Origin of the sequence: Streptomyces griseomycini (assembly GCF_014203535.1) — a bacterium.
Classification (GTDB): domain Bacteria; phylum Actinomycetota; class Actinomycetes; order Streptomycetales; family Streptomycetaceae; genus Streptomyces; species Streptomyces griseomycini.
In genome coordinates, this window is record NZ_JACHJI010000008.1 from 373,167 (window position 1) to 387,901 (window position 14,735).

General features: G+C 74.9%; 13 protein-coding genes. 10 read left to right on the plus strand and 3 right to left on the minus strand.

The features are described from left to right. Positions 1-62: 62 nt before the first annotated feature. The 4 genes from FHS37_RS24205 to FHS37_RS24220 all read left to right on the plus strand — a co-directional run bounded on the left by FHS37_RS24205 (position 63) and on the right by FHS37_RS24220 (position 6,753). A complete protein-coding gene (locus FHS37_RS24205) occupies positions 63-1,595 on the plus strand; it encodes a DUF4331 domain-containing protein (RefSeq protein WP_184824732.1) in 1,533 nt (510 codons plus the stop codon). A 101-nt stretch (positions 1,596-1,696) separates the two neighbouring features. Next, positions 1,697-3,550: a tetratricopeptide repeat protein gene (locus tag FHS37_RS24210; protein ID WP_184824734.1), complete on the plus strand. Its 1,854-nt coding sequence runs from the start codon at positions 1,697-1,699 to the stop codon at positions 3,548-3,550. Then, the gene (locus FHS37_RS24215) at positions 3,547-5,019 is read left to right on the plus strand and encodes a nickel transporter (protein ID WP_184824735.1); all 1,473 of its coding nucleotides are present in this window, start codon (positions 3,547-3,549) and stop codon (positions 5,017-5,019) included. Before FHS37_RS24210 ends, FHS37_RS24215 begins: the two co-directional genes overlap by 4 nt. A 51-nt stretch (positions 5,020-5,070) precedes the next feature. Further along, entirely contained in the window at positions 5,071-6,753 is a 1,683-nt protein-coding gene (locus FHS37_RS24220; RefSeq protein ID WP_375372318.1) for a serine/threonine-protein kinase, read from the plus strand. Between the two features lie 4 nt (positions 6,754-6,757). Here FHS37_RS24220 and FHS37_RS24225 read toward each other — a convergent pair whose 3' ends face one another. Then, positions 6,758-7,564, minus strand: coding sequence for an SGNH/GDSL hydrolase family protein (locus FHS37_RS24225; protein WP_184824739.1), 807 nt, complete (start codon positions 7,562-7,564; stop codon positions 6,758-6,760). A gap of 649 nt (positions 7,565-8,213) precedes the next feature. Between FHS37_RS24225 and FHS37_RS24230 the strand changes: the two genes are divergently transcribed. From FHS37_RS24230 to FHS37_RS24245, 4 genes are all read left to right on the plus strand, one after another. Continuing rightward, positions 8,214-9,035: a glycosyltransferase family 2 protein gene (locus tag FHS37_RS24230; protein ID WP_184824741.1), complete on the plus strand. Its 822-nt coding sequence runs from the start codon at positions 8,214-8,216 to the stop codon at positions 9,033-9,035. Beyond that, on the plus strand, positions 9,032-10,057 hold the full coding sequence (locus FHS37_RS24235) for a glycosyltransferase family 2 protein (protein WP_184824743.1): 1,026 nt from the start codon (positions 9,032-9,034) through the stop codon (positions 10,055-10,057). The genes FHS37_RS24230 and FHS37_RS24235 overlap by 4 nt, the downstream gene beginning before the upstream one ends. Then, positions 10,050-10,841 carry a polysaccharide deacetylase family protein gene (locus FHS37_RS24240; RefSeq protein WP_184824745.1) on the plus strand — a complete coding sequence of 264 codons (792 nt, stop codon included), beginning with the start codon at positions 10,050-10,052 and terminating at the stop codon, positions 10,839-10,841. Before FHS37_RS24235 ends, FHS37_RS24240 begins: the two co-directional genes overlap by 8 nt. A gap of 93 nt (positions 10,842-10,934) precedes the next feature. Beyond that, entirely contained in the window at positions 10,935-12,029 is a 1,095-nt protein-coding gene (locus FHS37_RS24245; RefSeq protein WP_184824746.1) for a DUF5925 domain-containing protein, read from the plus strand. 184 nt (positions 12,030-12,213) lie between these two features. On the opposite strand, the gene FHS37_RS24250 is transcribed toward FHS37_RS24245, so the two are convergent. Further along, positions 12,214-12,582 carry a GntR family transcriptional regulator gene (locus FHS37_RS24250; RefSeq protein ID WP_184824748.1) on the minus strand — a complete coding sequence of 123 codons (369 nt, stop codon included), beginning with the start codon at positions 12,580-12,582 and terminating at the stop codon, positions 12,214-12,216. A gap of 71 nt (positions 12,583-12,653) precedes the next feature. Here FHS37_RS24250 and FHS37_RS24255 point away from each other — a divergent pair, with 71 nt between their 5' ends. Then, a complete protein-coding gene (locus FHS37_RS24255; RefSeq protein ID WP_184824750.1) occupies positions 12,654-13,583 on the plus strand; it encodes a GNAT family N-acetyltransferase in 930 nt (309 codons plus the stop codon). Next, positions 13,564-14,064, plus strand: a complete 501-nt coding sequence (locus FHS37_RS24260) for a ribonuclease FAU-1 family protein (protein ID WP_184824752.1) — start codon at positions 13,564-13,566, stop codon at positions 14,062-14,064. Before FHS37_RS24255 ends, FHS37_RS24260 begins: the two co-directional genes overlap by 20 nt. A gap of 10 nt (positions 14,065-14,074) precedes the next feature. Here FHS37_RS24260 and FHS37_RS24265 read toward each other — a convergent pair whose 3' ends face one another. Continuing rightward, complete coding sequence (locus FHS37_RS24265; RefSeq protein ID WP_184824754.1) at positions 14,075-14,692, minus strand: class I SAM-dependent methyltransferase; 618 nt, start codon at positions 14,690-14,692, stop codon at positions 14,075-14,077. Positions 14,693-14,735 lie beyond the last annotated feature (43 nt).

The window sequence follows — 14,735 nt, forward strand, 5'->3', positions numbered from 1 at the left end:
CCGGTCCGCCACCCGTTCCGAATCCCGGTGCGTCAGGCAAGTCGGCACTGAGGACGGACGGCATGACACCTAACTCCAGGACCGGGGCGGGGCGCAGGAGTCTCGCGACCCTGATCTGCGGCGCGCTGGCCGCCGGAGGGCTCGCGGCCGCCGGCACCACCGCGCTGGAACCGGGGGCGGCCTCCGCCTCCAGCCACCGGGAGGCTCCGCTGGTCTCGGGCACTCCGCAGTACGACAACACGGACCTGTACGCGTTCGTCAGTCCCGACAAACCGGACACGACGACGATCATCGCGAACTGGATCCCCTTCGAGGAACCGGCCGGCGGACCGAACTTCTTCACCTTCGCCGAGGACGCGCAGTACGACATCCACATCGACAACAACGGCGACGCGCAGGGCGAGGTTCTCTTCCGCTACACCTTCACCACCCACACGAAGAACGACAGGACGTTCCTCTACAACACGGGCCCGGTCACCAGCCTGGACGACCCGGACCTCAACATCACGCAGACCTACGACATCGAGCTGCTGAAGCTGAGGGACCAGCACCCGGTGTCCCGCACGAAGATCGCGGACGACGTTCCGGTGGCGCCGTCGAACGTCGGCAAGGCGTCCATGCCGGACTACGGCACCCTGCGGAAGCAGGCCGTGCACCAGCTGGCGGGCGGTGCGACGACGTTCGCCGGGCAGGCGGACGACCCGTTCTTCCTCGACCTGCGCGTCTTCGACCTGCTGTACGGCGGGAACCTCTCCGAGGTCGGCAACGACACCCTCAAGGGGTACAACGTCAACTCCCTCGCCCTCCAGGTCCCGACGCGCATGATCACCGAGTCGGCGGACCGGCCGGTCGTCGGCATCTGGTCGACGACGCAGCGCAAGAACGCCGAGGGGACGTTCGTCCAGGTCTCGCGGCTGGGCAACCCGCTGGTCAACGAGGTCGTCAACCCGCTGAAGGACAAGGACGTGTTCAACGCGTCCGGGCCGTGGGAGGACGCCCGGTTCCTGAAGAACGTCACCCAGCCCGAACTGCCGAAGCTCATCGAGGCGATCTACAAGATCGACGCGCCCGACGAGCCGCGCGACGACCTGGTCGACGTGTTCCTCAAGGGCGTCGAGGGACTCAACCGGCCGCCCCACGTGACGCCGTCGGAGATGCTCCGCCTCAACACGTCGATCGAGCCGGCGGCGGAGCCGAAGCGGCTGGGCGTCCTGGACGGCGACAACGCGGGCTTCCCCAACGGGCGACGGCTGACGGACGACGTGATCGACGCGGCGCTCCAGGTCGTCGAGGGGGAGCTGGTCGGGGCGGAGAACGACCTGGGCGACGCGGTCGACGCCAACGACAAGGAGTTCGGCGCCGCCTTCCCGTACCTGGCCGATCCGACGGAGGGGTCGCGCGGCCCGCTCGCCGAGGGCGTGGACGGCGGCGACGACGTGCGCAACCAGCTCGGTGACGCGCTCCGGCCCGCGGGAGCGGACGGCTCCGGCGACACCACCCTGATCGCCGCGTCCGCGGGTGCGGGAGCCGGCGGGATCCTGCTGATCGGCGCGGCCCTGGTGTGGTGGCGCCGGATGCGCCGCCGGGCGTACTGACCCGGCCCGCCCACCGACGGGCGCGGCCCGTTCCCTCCCGTCCCCCACGGCACGGGCCGCGCCGCCGACTCCCGCACCCAGCGAGCGACCGAGGAGAGGTCATGCCTCCGCGTACGAACGACAGCGCCCGCGAGAACGAACAGGGCGCCGCGCCGCCCTCGTCCCCGGAACCCGGGCACGGGGAAGCGCCGGGCGCGGCACGCCGGCGTGACCGGGGCGGGAAACGGCACCGGCCGCCGGACCGGGCGCACGGGACGGAGCCGGACCGGGAACGCGGGACGGAGACCACCCGCTCGCCGGGCCGCGCGCCCCGACCGGGCCACGGACACGCGCCGGACCACGCGCCCGAACCGCACCACGCGCACGCACCGGATCCCGCGCGTGAACCGGGCGACCGGCGCGGGCCGGGCCCCGCGCGTGGGCGGGGCGACGGGCAGGAGCGGCGAGCGGGACGACGGGCCGGGGACGGCGGGGACCTGCCCGAGCGGCGGGCGGGCCACCGGCACGGCACGTCTCCGACCGCCGGCACCGGCACGGAAACCGGCACCGCGGGGCCGTCCGGCACCGCCTCCGCCGGGCAACGGGTCGCCGCCCTGCGCCGGTTCGCCGCCGCGCGGCACTCGCGCGGGGTCCACCTCGCCCTGTGCGCCGGTCTGCTGGCCGTCGCGATGACCGCCGGGGCCGTCGCGGTGGGAGGCGGCCGGGACGGGGAGCGGGCCGGGACCGACGCGGCACCGGCGGCCGGGACACGCGCGCCCGGTACGCTCGCCGGCGGTGACCTCGACGCCGGGATCCGCGCGCTCCAGGCCCATCTGCGCGCCCAGCCCCGCGACTTCGGCAGCTGGGCCGACCTGGGGGCCGCCTACGTCGAGCAGGCCCGGACCGACGGGGCCCCCTCGCGCTACCCGCAGGCCGAGCGGGCGCTCGCCCGCTCCCTCGCCCTCGCCCCCGGCAACGGGCAGGCCCTCGCCGGGCGGGCCGCGCTCGCCGCCGCCCGGCACGACTTCACCGGCGCCCTGGAGTACGCCGACCGGGCCCTGGAGCAGGACCCCTACAGCGAGCGCGCCCTGTGCTCCCGCATCGACGCCCTGGTCGAGCTCGGCCGGTACGACGAGGCGGCCCGGGCCGCCGGCACCGCCGACCGCAGGCGACCCGGGGTGCCCGTGTTCACGCGGTACGCGTACGTGCGGGAGCTGCGCGGCGACGTGCGGACCGCGCGGGAGGTGCTGGAGCGGGCCCTGGACGGCGCGTCCTCGCCCGCCGACGTGGCGTACGTCGCGACCGCGCTCGGGCACCTCGCCCGGAACCAGGGGGACCACCCGGCGGCCCTGCGCCACTACGCCCGCGCGCTCGCCGCCGACGAGGACCACCTCCCCGCCCTGGAGGGCCGCGCCCGCGCCCAGGCCGCGAGCGGGGACCGCGCGGGCGCCGTCGAGGCGCTGGAGCGGGTCGTCGCCCGTTCCCCGCTGCCCGGCCCGCTGGTCGCCCTCGGCGAGCTGTACGAGGACCGCGGCGCCGACGGCGACCGGGCGAAGGCCCGTGCGCAGTACGCCCTGGTCCACGCCTGGACCGCGCTGGCCCGCGCCGGGGGTGTGAACGCCGACCTCGACACCGCGCTCGCCGCCGCCGACCACGGTGACCCCGGGGAGGCCCTGCGCGCGGCCCGCGCCGCGTGGGACCGCCGGCACAGCGTGCACGCCGCGGACGCCCTCGCCTGGGCGCTGCACGCGAACGGCCGCGACGGGGAGGCCCTTCCGTACGCCCGCCGGGCCACGGCCACCGGGTACCGCGACGCCGCCTTCCTCTACCACCGCGGCATGATCGAACGCGCCACCGGACACGACCGCGCCGCCCGCGCCTCCCTCACGGCGGCCCTGGAGCTGGACCCCGGCTTCTCCCCCCTCGGCGCCCGTGCGGCCCGTGCCGCGCTGAGGGACCTGGAGGGGGCACGGTGATCCTCCGCCGTTCCGTCGCCGCCGGAGCCGCCGTCCTCACCGCCGCGTGCGCGCTCGTCCTGGTCCCGGCCACGGCGGCGAGCGCGCACCCGCTCGGCAACTTCACCGTCAACCGCTACGACGGGCTGGTCGCCGCGCCCGGCGAACTCCGCGTCCGCCATGTCGAGGACCTCGCGGAGATCCCGGCCGCCCAGGCCGGACCGGACCTCGACCGGCTGGGCCGGGACGCGTGGGCGCGGCAGCGCTGCGCCACGGCCGCGCGCGGCAGCGAGGTGCGCGTCGACGGACGCGCGGTCCCGCTCACCGTGCGCGACAGCCGGGTGCGCGTGCGGCCCGGTCAGGCCGGGCTCGACACGCTGCGCGTGGAGTGCGGGCTGACCGCTCCCCTGCCCGAGGGCGACACGGCGGACGTCGGCTTCCGCGCGGCGGGCGCGGCGTCCGGGCCGGGCTGGCGGGAGATCACCGCGCGCGGCGACCGCATGACGCTCACCGACTCGGACGTACCGGGGACTTCGCTCTCCCATGAACTGACCCGCTATCCGGAGGAGTTGCTCTCCTCCCCGGCCGGCACCACGACCGCGGCCCTGCGTCTCCGCCCCGGCGGCCCGGCGCTGCAGGGGCGGGAGGCCGGCCCGCCCGCCGCCTCCGTGCTGCCCCGCGGCGCCGACCGCTGGACGCGCGCCCTGGGCGATCTCGTCGCACGGCGCGATCTCACGTCCGGCTTCGCCGCGCTCGCCCTGCTGATCGCCGTGGCCCTCGGCGCGATGCACGCGCTCGCGCCGGGCCACGGCAAGACCCTCATGGCCGCGACGGCGGCGGCGCGCGGCGGCCGGGCCCGGCTCGGGGACGTGCTTCCCCTGGCCGCCTCGGTGACGGTCACCCACACCCTCGGCGTGGTCGCCCTGGGCCTGCTGGTCACGGCCGGTTCGGCCGCCGCGCCCTCGGTGATCGCCTGGCTGGGCGTCGCGAGCGGCGTCCTCGTCACGCTGGCCGGCGCGGGCCTCGTGCGCCGGGCCCTGCGTGACCGGGGCCACCCGCACCGACATCCCCACCCGCACCCGCGCCCGCACCCGCACGGGACGACGCACACCCACGGCGGCCGTACCCACACGCATCCGGCCGCGCCCGCCCTCCGCGGCACGATCCTGCTCGGTTTCGCCGGCGGGCTGGTGCCCAGTCCGTCCGCCGTGGTGGTGCTGGTCGGTGCCGCGGCCCTCGGCCAGGCCTGGTTCGGGCTGCTGCTCGTCGTCGCGTACGGCGTGGGACTGGCGCTGACCCTCACTGCGGCCGGGTACGCCGTCGTCAGGGCGGGCGGCGGGGTGAGCCGGCTCCTGGCCCGGCGCCCCCGCTGGACGGACGGCCCGGTGGCCGGACTGGTGCGCCGGAGCGCGCCCCTGGGATCGGCGTGCGTCGTCGTGGTCCTGGGAGCCGGATTGGTGTTCAGGGGGGCGGCATCCGCACTCGGCTGAGCTACTTTCATGGGGAAAGGGAGAATTCGCCCGGCTGCGAATGGGGGCGCCGTGTCCGAGGAACCGGGCGGTGAGCGGGTGATCGCGGGCCGCTACCGGCTGCTGTCGCCGCTGGGCGAGGGCGGCATGGGCACCGTGTGGCGGGCCCGTGACGAGGTGTTGCACCGCGAGGTCGCCGTCAAGGAGGTGCGCGCCCCGGCGGGACTGCCGGCGTCCGACGTGGAGCGGATGTACGCCCGGCTGGAGCGGGAGGCGTGGGCGGCGGCCCGGGTCGCCGACCGCAACGTGGTGACGGTGTACGACGTGGCCACCGAGGACGGACGGCCGTGGATCGTCATGGAGTTGGTCCGCGGCCTGTCGCTGGCCGAGGTGCTGGACGCCGAGGGCCCGCTGTCGCCGCAGCGGGCCGCGCACATCGGCGCGGAGGTGCTGGCCGCCCTGCGGGCCGCGCACGCGGCCGGGGTGCTGCACCGGGACGTGAAGCCGGCCAACGTGCTGATCGCGAACGACGGCCGGGTCGTGCTCACCGACTTCGGGATCGCCATGGTCGAGGGCAGCTCCGCGCTGACCATGACCGGGGAGGTCGTCGGGTCGCCCGAGTTCCTCGCCCCGGAGCGGGCGCTGGGCCGCACGCCCGGGCCCGAGTCGGACCTGTGGTCGCTCGGCGTGCTGCTGTACGCGGCGGTCGAGGGGAACTCGCCCTTCCGGCAGGACACCCCGCTGAGCACCCTGCGGGCGATCGTCGACGAGGAGCTGCCGCCGCCGCGCCGGGCCGGTCCGCTCACCCCGGTCCTCGAGGGCCTGTTGCGCAAGGAACCGGCCCGGCGGCTCCCGGCTGAGCGGGCGCAGCAGGACCTGCGGGTCATCGGTGCCGGGGGCGCCCCCTCCGGGGGAGGCGCTCCCCGGACCGGTGCGGCGGGTCCGGCCGCGTACGCCCCGACCGTGACCGCGCCTCCTCCCCCGCGGCCGCGCCCGGACACGCACCGCTCCCGGCCCTCGCCCACGCCTCCGGTGCCGGTCGCGGGAGCGCCGGCCGGCACCACCGGGGTCACCCGGCCCGGGTACGGCCGCCGCGCCGTCGTCGTCCTGGTCGCGGGCGTGGCCGTACTGGCCCTGGCGCTGGCCGGGCTGGTGTACGCGCTGCTGAACCGCGAGGACGGCGGCGGGGGCGGCGCATCCGACGCCGACGGCCGGGGCACGGGCACTCACGTGAGTCCGCCCGCGCCGGCCGGCGGGGACGAGGAGGACGGCGGGACGCCTCGGACGGACGGGCCGACGCCCTCCCCCGGCACGAGCAGCGCGCGGGAGAGCACGCCCCCGCCCCGGACGGTGTCGGTGACGGTGACCGGCGTGCGCACGGAGTACTCCGGCGGCTGCCCGCCGCCCGAGGACGAGGCTCCCGCGTTCACGGCGACGTTCACGGTGGGGCGGCTGCCGGCCGAGGTCTCCTACCGCTGGGTGGCCGAGGACGGTTCGGTGGCCGATCCGGGGTGGCGGACGCTGTCGTTCCCGGAGGGCGGCGGGCGCACGAAGCAGGACACGGTGGCCGTGACGACGCACTCGGAGAGCGGCACGTACGCGAGCAGGATCGGTGTGGAGGTCCGGGAGCCGGTGGGGACGACGTCGGACCCGGTGCCGTTCTCGGTGACGTGCGAGCCGGAGACCCCGCCGGACGGGGTCTCCCCTTCTCCTTCCGGTTCTTCCGGTGCTCCCGATTCGGCGACCGCGCCCTGACGGGTCAGGCCGCGCCGTTCAGCACCGGCAGGTAGCCGCCGGACTGGCCGGCCGCCTTCGGGTGGTAGGACTCGCCGATGTTGAGCCAGTTCACGCTGTGCAGCCAGGAGTTGCCGGAGCAGATCTCGTGGCCGGTGAAGGTGGGGCGGACGTCGCCGAAGGTGAAGCCGTGGGCGCGGGCGCGCTGGGCGATGGCGTTGTCGAGGTGGTCCGCGGCGTCGTTGATGGCCTTCCGCTTGGTCTCGGAGAGGCCGAGGCAGGAGGTGCCGAGCTGGTAGAAGCGGGGGTAACCGAGCACGACGACGTGGGCGTTGGGGGCCCGGGTGCGGATGGCGCCGTAGACGCCGTCGAGCTTGCCGGGCAGCGTCGAGTCGACGTAGGCCCGGGCGGTGGCGACCCGGGAGAGGCAGGTGCTGTCGGACTGGAGCACACAGGTCGTCATGACGTCGGCGAATCCGGCGTCGTTGCCGCCGACGCTGACGGAGACGAGGCCGGTGGCGGAGCTGAGCGGGCCGAGCTGCCCGGAGAGAACATCACCCGTACGGGCGCCCGAGCAGGCGGTGAAGTCGAAGGACGAGGGTGAGTTGGCGGCCGCCCAGAGGTACGGGTAGGCCTTCGTGCTGCGCTTGCAGTCGCCGCTGGAGGAGATGTAGCCGCCGGCCCCGAGGCCGGAGGAGTAGGAGTCTCCGAGCGCCACGTAGCCGCCTGCGGCGGCCTGTTGGGACGCCTGGGCCGTCGTGGCGCCGGTGAGGGCGGTGGTGACGGCGAGGAGGAGGGAGCTCAGGAAGAGGACAAGTCGGGAACGTCTCATGGAACCTCCCTTTAGCAGGATCTCTGCCTCAACCGTCGTAGCAACTACGCGTGTTGACTGGAAGTGTCCATGCCAATAATTTTCGGCTCCCCCCAGGAACTCCCCGACTCCTTCACGAAAACCGCCCCGTGGAACGGCTGTTTAATCCTGGACGAAATCCGGCCGCAGGGACTTTCGGCCCTTGACGCCCCCTACGGGGTGCGTCACATTGAAGCCCGGCATTGGACGCTTCGGGGGGCAAAGTCGGCCGTGCAGACACGCACATCCGGGCAGGAGTCACCCGCAACGGCCAAACCGGCAAGAACGTGAGACGCCGTTCCAGGTCTTGCCATACAGGTTCATTCGTCAATACCGTCATACATCTCACCCGCATCGGTCCGTCAGTACGCGGCTCCAGGGGAGGGCTCAGGACCGCGACGAACCGGCGCGGGGCGCGGTAGGGGGGTGCCGTGCTCGGTGACCGCAACGGTGGCCGGGCCGTGCCGCGCGGTCGGCTGCCGTTCTCGTGGCCGGCCAGATTTGCCAGCTCACCCGGCGTGCGCTTCGGTTCCGTCCGTCGCGCCGTGGGTGAGAACCCCCCTTTCGAACCGGACGAACAGCCGGGCCGCCCGAGGGGCGGGCGGTCCACCGGACGAGAGGGACCAGACTCATGAGCTCCGTTCTGCAGCCGGCGACCGCGGACCAGGATCCGCCGACCGCCGGCAAGTACCGGCCCGTCTCCTCGCACCTGGCCATCGCGCCGCCGGTGAGCGTGGTGATACCGGCCATGAACGAGGCGGAGAACCTGCCGTACGTCTTCAAGACGCTTCCCGACTGGATCCACGAGGTGGTCCTGGTCGACGGCAACTCCACCGACAACACCGTCGAGGTGGCCCGCGAACTGTGGGCGGACGTCAAGGTCGTCGAACAGCGCGGCAAGGGCAAGGGCGACGCCCTGCGCACCGGGTTCGAGGCCTGCACCGGCGACATCATCGTGATGGTCGACGCGGACGGCTCGGCCGACGGCAACGAGATCGTCAGCTACGTCTCCGCCCTGGTCTCCGGCGCGGACTTCGCCAAGGGGTCGCGCTTCGCCAACGGCGGCGGCACCGACGACATGACCTTCGTCCGCAAGCTCGGCAACCGGGTGCTGTGCGCCGTCGTCAACCGCAAGTTCGGCGCCCGCTACACCGACCTCTGCTACGGGTACAACGCCTTCTGGCGGCACTGCCTGGACAAGATCGACCTCGACTGCACCGGCTTCGAGGTCGAGACCCTGATGAACATCCGGGTCGTCAAGGCCGGCCTCAAGGTGCAGGAGATCCCCAGCTACGAGTACCTGCGCATCCACGGCACCAGCAACCTGCGGGCCGTGCGCGACGGGCTGCGCGTGCTGAAGGTGATCCTCGGGGAGCGGTCCAACCGGCGTGCGCTGCGCAGCCGTACGCACCACTCGCCGCTGCTCGGCACGGGCCGGGGGAAGGTGTCTTGAGCGAGCCCGGGGCCCCGGGCATCTCGGTCGTGATCTGCGCCTACACCGAGGACCGCTGGACGGACGTCCTCGCGGCGGTCGCCTCGGTGCGGGCGCAGTCACGGCCGGCCCTGGAGACCCTGCTGGTCGTGGACCACAACCGGGCCCTCCTGGACCGTCTGGGCAAGGAGTACAAGGAGACCGAGGACGTGCGGGTGCTCGCCAACGCGGGCCCCCGCGGCCTGTCCGCCGGCCGCAACACCGGGATCGCCGCCTCACGCGGCGAGGTCGTCGCCTTCCTCGACGACGACGCCGTGGCCGAACGCGACTGGCTGAGGCACTTCGCCGAGGCGTACGCCGATCCGCGCGTGATGGCGGTCGGCGGGCGCACCGAGCCGATCTGGGCGTCGGGCCGGCGTCCCGCCTGGTTCCCCGAGGAGTTCGACTGGGTGGTGGGCTGCACCTACCGGGGCCTGCCGCCCGGGCGGGTGCGGGTGCGCAACGTCCTCGGCGGCAACGCCTCCTTCCGGCGCAGCGCCTTCGACGCGGCGGGCGGCTTCGCCACCGGTATCGGACGCGACGGGAACAAACGCCCGCTGGGCGGGGAGGAGACGGAGCTGTGCATCCGCCTCAGCCGCGCCCGCCCGGACGCGGTCCTGCTGATCGACGACCGCGCGGTGATCCACCACCGGGTGCCCGAGACCCGCGAGCGCTTCCGCTACTTCCGGACGCGGACGTACGCCGAGGGCCTGTCCAAGGCGCTGGTCGCCCGCAGCGTCGGTGCGCAGAAGGGGCTGGAGTCCGAACGCCGGTACACCACGCGCGTCCTGCCGGCCGGAGTGGTGCGGGGGCTGCGCGACGCCCTGCTGGCCCGGCCGGGCGGTGCGGGGCGCGCGGGGGCGATCGTCGCCGGCGTGCTCACGGCGGCGGGCGGTTACGTGGTGGGGAGCGTACGGGCCCGGCGGGGCGGGGTGACGTTCTCCGTGGTCGACGTCGGAGGGGGCGTCCTTCGCGACGGGGACCGGGGGGGCGCCGGTGACTGACGTGCGCGTGCCGATCCTCATGTACCACTCGGTCGCCACCGATCCCAACGACGCGACCCGTGCCCTCTCCGTGACCCCGGAGGCGTTCGCCGAGCAGATGGCGGTGATCGCGGACCGCGGCCTCACCCCCGTCACCACCGCCGACCTGGCGGCCCGTTGGCGCTCGGGTCACCCGCTGCCCGCGCGGCCGGTCCTCGTCACCTTCGACGACGGCTACGAGGGCGTGCACCGGCACGCGCTGCCCGTGCTCGCCGAGCACGGCTTCCCGGCCACGCTGTTCGTCTCCACGGGCTGGCTGCGGGGGCCGTACGACACCGGCGGCGGCCTGGACACCATGCTGGACTGGGACCAGGTGCGCGAACTGGCCGGCGCGGGCGTGGAGATCGGCGGGCACAGCCACAGCCATCCGCAGCTGGACCAGCTCGACGACCGCCGGCTGCGCTCCGAGCTGATCCTGTGCAAGGAGATCGTCTCGGACCAACTGGGCTCCGTTCCCGCCTCGTTCGCGTACCCCTACGGCTACTCCAGCCGTCGGGTGCGCGAGGCGGTGCGGGAGACGGGATACGCCCAGGCGCTCGCCGTCGGCAACGGCCTCGCCCGCCGCGCCCAGGGACCGTACGCCCTGCGGCGGGTCACCGTGCGGCGGTCGACGGACACCGCCGAGTTCGAGCGGCTGGTCCAGGGGCGGGCCGTCGCACGCACCTTCGCCCGGGACCGCGCCCTGACCAAGGGGTACGCGGTGGTCCGCCGGGCCCGGCGGCTGGTCCGCCGGCCACCGGACTGAACGCGCGGGGGACGAACCGCGCACGGGCGACACATCCGCGCGCACCCCGGAAACCGGGTGCACGCGGCGCCCGTGTGCCCGATCATGGCGGACATGTCCGCGCAGCCACACGACGCACTGCCGATCCGGCTCAACGTCGACGACAGCGACTCCCCGTCCGACGTCGTCGACGCGCTGTTCCTCGGCCGCTTCGCGACGGGCGAGCAGCCGTACTCGCACGCCGTCACCATCGACCGCGTGCGCTCCGGCGCGACCCTGCTGCCCGGGAACGCGCGGGTGCTGCGGATCGCCCGGGACGACGACCGCAGCGCCACCCTCGCCGAGGGCGACGGCTGGACGCTGCTGGTCTCCCGCTGGAACCGGGGCGCCGACGTGACCGTCACCGCGACCAGCGCCGACCTCGCGGCGAGGGTCCTGGGCGAGGCCACCGACGGCGCGGCGGACGAGCCGGAACCGCAGCCGGAGAACGTCACCATGGGCTTCTGGTACGTCTCCCCGCGCCGCGGCCCGCACCGCACCACCCGGCAGATCTCGGCGGGCACCTGGGACGAGATCCGGCCGAACTACACCGCGCCGGTGGCGGACGCGATGGACCGCCTGATGAAGACCACCCCCGAGGACATCTCCGGCCGGCTGCTCCTGCTGCACGGCCCGCCGGGCACCGGCAAGACGTCCGCGCTGCGCACCCTGGCCCGTTCCTGGCGCGACTGGTGCCAGGTGGACTGCGTCCTGGACCCGGAGCGGCTGTTCAGCGACGTCGGCTACCTGATGGACATCGCGATCGGCGAGGAGGACGCGGCGGGCAAGGGCCGCTGGCGGCTGCTGTTGCTGGAGGACTGCGACGAACTGATCCGCGGCGAGGCCAAGCACACGGCCGGGCAGGCGCTGTCCCGGCTGCTGAACCTCACGGACGGTCTGCTCGGCCAGGGCCGCAACGTCCTGGTCGGCGTCACCACCAACGAGGACCTGGAGCGCCTGCACCCGGCCGTCGTCCGCCCCGGCCGGTGTCTCGCCCGCATCGAGGTCGGGCCGCTGACCCGCGCGGAGGCGGTGAACTGGCTGGGCCGCGAGGACGGCGTCGGCCGCGAGGGCACGACCCTCGCCGAGCTGTACGCCCTGCGCCGGGGCACGTCCCCGACCGCGCTGCCGGAACCGCGCGGAGACGCGGACGCGGGGCTGTACCTGTAGGCACGGGGCCGTACCCGTGGGCGCGGTCCGCCGGCCGCCGGTCCGGAGCCCGGACCGGGGCCGCCGCCCCGCTCCGCCCGGCACGGGTGCGGCACGGCGCCGGCTCCGCCCCCCGCCCGCGGGCCTTCCCGCCGCCGCGATCCCGGCCGCCGGACCCGGACCGGCCGGCGGCCGACCGCCCCGCCTACTCCCCGTAGACCGCCCGCAGGGCGTCCCGCACCGCGGCCAGCGCCTCGTCCTCGGTCAGCCCGAGCCGCCGCGCCCGCTCCGCGTACCCCTGGGCCGCCGACGCCGCCTCCCGCTGCGCCGCCGAGCCCGCGGCGGCGATCACCGTGCCGTTGCGGCCCCGGGTCTCGATCACCCCGTCGGACTCCAGCGCCCGGTAGGCCTTGGCCACCGTGTTCGCGGCGAGGCCGAGCGTCCCGGCCAGGCCCCGCACCGTCGGCAGCCGGTATCCCACCGGCAGCGCTCCCGACCGGGCCTGCTCGGAGATCTGCGCCCGCACCTGCTCGTACGGCGGCGCGCCGTCGTCGATATGGATCTTCAAGGTCACGGCCCGATTGTCCCGCACCCGGCGGAAAATGAGGGGCACCCCGGGTGCGTCCCGACGTAGCGTGCGCCTCCATGACCGTGATCGTGCGCGACCTGCGACCAGATGTCCGAGCCGACGCCGAGGGTTTCTCCCACGTCCGGCGCCTCGCCCTCCCCTTCATGCTGTCCACCCCCGAATCCGTGCTGCACGATCTGACGCGCTCCCACCCGGACGCCCACTTCGGGCAGCTCGTCGCCGAGGAGGACGGCGAGATCATCGGCACGGCCCAGGTCGGCCTCGCCCACGACAGCCCGAAGCCCGGCCAGGGGTCCGCCAACATCTACGTCCGCCCGGACAGGACCCGGCACGGCGCCGGGTCGCTCCTGCTGCGCGCCGCCGAGGAGCGCCTGGCCGGCCTCGGTGCCCGCAGGATCCACAGCTGGGTCCTGGACGAACCGCACCACCGGGCCTTCGCCGAACGGCACGGCTACCGCGCCGGCCGCTCGGCCCACTTCCTGCGGCTGGACCTGGCACAGGGCGTCCTGCCGCCCCTCCAGGACCCGCCGCCCGGCGTCGAGTTGCGCACCGGCGCCGACTTCGCCGGCGACCCGCGCCCGCTGTTCGCCCTCGACGCGGAGACGGCCTCGGACGAACCGGGCGACATCGACACCGAGCTCACCGACTACGAGGCGTGGCTCGAGCAGACCTGGCGGCACCCCCTCCTCGATCTCGGCCTGACCACGGTCGCGGTGGTCGACGGGCACCCGGCCGCCTTCACCGCGGCCTACACCGACGGTTCCGCCCGGTACGGCACCGCCATGACCGGCACCGCCCGCGCCCACCGCGGCCGGGGGCTGGCCAAGCTCGCCAAGAACACCTCCCTGCACCGCGCCCGCGCCGCCGGGCACACGGAGGCCTTCACGGGGAACGACACCGGCAACGGCCCGATGCTCGCGATCAACGAGTGGTTCGGCTACGAGGTCTGCGCCACGGAGGTGCGGTATGTCCGCGAACTCGGCTGACCGCCCGGCCCTCCTGGACGTCGTCCTCGTCAAGGCGGGCCGCGAGAAGATCCGTTACCCGGCCGAACTGCTCGCCGACGACGGCACCCGCGTCACCGTGCGCGCCCCGTGGGCGGGCGCCGGCGTGCGCGACTTCGGCTTCGTGCGCTTCGAGCCCGGCGACGTCCTCACCGAGCACTACTGGCGCGACCGGTGGTACTCCGTGAAGGAGGTCCGCACCGCCGACGGCGCCCTCAAGGGCCACTACTGCGACGTCACCCGCCCGGCAGAGCTCTCCGGCACCCGGCTGGTCGTCGAGGACCTCGACCTGGACCTGTGGGTCGGGGCGGACGGCACGGACGTGCGGCGGCTGGACGAGGACGAGTTCGCCGAGAGCGGTCTGGCGGCGAGGGATCCGCGGGCGGCGGCCGCCGCCGTGGCCGCGCTCGACGAACTGGAGGCGCTGGCGCGCGGGGACGGCCTCGGCGCGCTGCTCGCGTGAGGCGGCCGGTTCAGTCCGGTACCGCGACCACCGCGTACCGCTCGTCGTCGACCTCCTTGCCCCACAGCGCCGTCTCCTGTGACAGCCGCTCCAGGCGCACCCGCCCGGCGAGCGGGGCGAGGAGGGCGGTGAGCCGGTCCGCCGGTATGCCGACCGGGCTCGCGGTCCCCCACACCCCCTCCACCAGCACCAGCCGTCCTCCCGGGCGCAGCAGCCCGCGCCAGTGCCGCAGGGCCCGGCCCGGTTCGGGCAGCGTCCACAGGACGTGCCGGACCAGGACGGCGTCGTAGCGCTGCTCGCCGACCGGCGGTGCCGCCGCGTCACCGACCAGGAACACCGCGTCGCGGCCGGCGAGCTTCTCCCGGGCGAGCGCCACCATGGCCGGGGACCGGTCGACCCCGGTGACCCGGTGTCCCCGTCCGGCGGCGAGGAGCGACAGGCTGCCGGTGCCGCAGCCGAGGTCGAGGACGTCGCCCGCCCGTCCGGGCAGCCAGGCGCGCAGCCGGTCGGCCCAGGCGGCGCGCACGGACGGATCGCGCAGTCCGTGGTCCGGCTCGTCGTCGAAGGCGGCGGCCCGTGCGTCCCAGTCGACGCCGTCCGCGCCCGTCCGATCGCTGTCGTCGCTCATGGCCCAAGAGTGACACCCACCACTGACAATCGATTCGTGACAG

Bases quoted from the DNA above. Each gene is read 5' to 3' on its own strand.
- FHS37_RS24205 (WP_184824732.1), top strand. From the start codon at position 63: ATGACACCTAACTCCAGGACCGGGGCGGGGCGCAGGAGTCTCGCGACC.
- FHS37_RS24210 (WP_184824734.1), top strand. From the start codon at position 1,697: ATGCCTCCGCGTACGAACGACAGCGCCCGCGAGAACGAACAGGGCGCC.
- FHS37_RS24225 (WP_184824739.1), bottom strand. From the start codon at position 7,564: ATGAGACGTTCCCGACTTGTCCTCTTCCTGAGCTCCCTCCTCCTCGCC.
- FHS37_RS24230 (WP_184824741.1), top strand. From the start codon at position 8,214: ATGAGCTCCGTTCTGCAGCCGGCGACCGCGGACCAGGATCCGCCGACC.
- FHS37_RS24245 (WP_184824746.1), top strand. From the start codon at position 10,935: ATGTCCGCGCAGCCACACGACGCACTGCCGATCCGGCTCAACGTCGAC.
- FHS37_RS24255 (WP_184824750.1), top strand. From the start codon at position 12,654: ATGACCGTGATCGTGCGCGACCTGCGACCAGATGTCCGAGCCGACGCC.
- FHS37_RS24260 (WP_184824752.1), top strand. From the start codon at position 13,564: ATGTCCGCGAACTCGGCTGACCGCCCGGCCCTCCTGGACGTCGTCCTC.
- FHS37_RS24265 (WP_184824754.1), bottom strand. From the start codon at position 14,692: ATGAGCGACGACAGCGATCGGACGGGCGCGGACGGCGTCGACTGGGAC.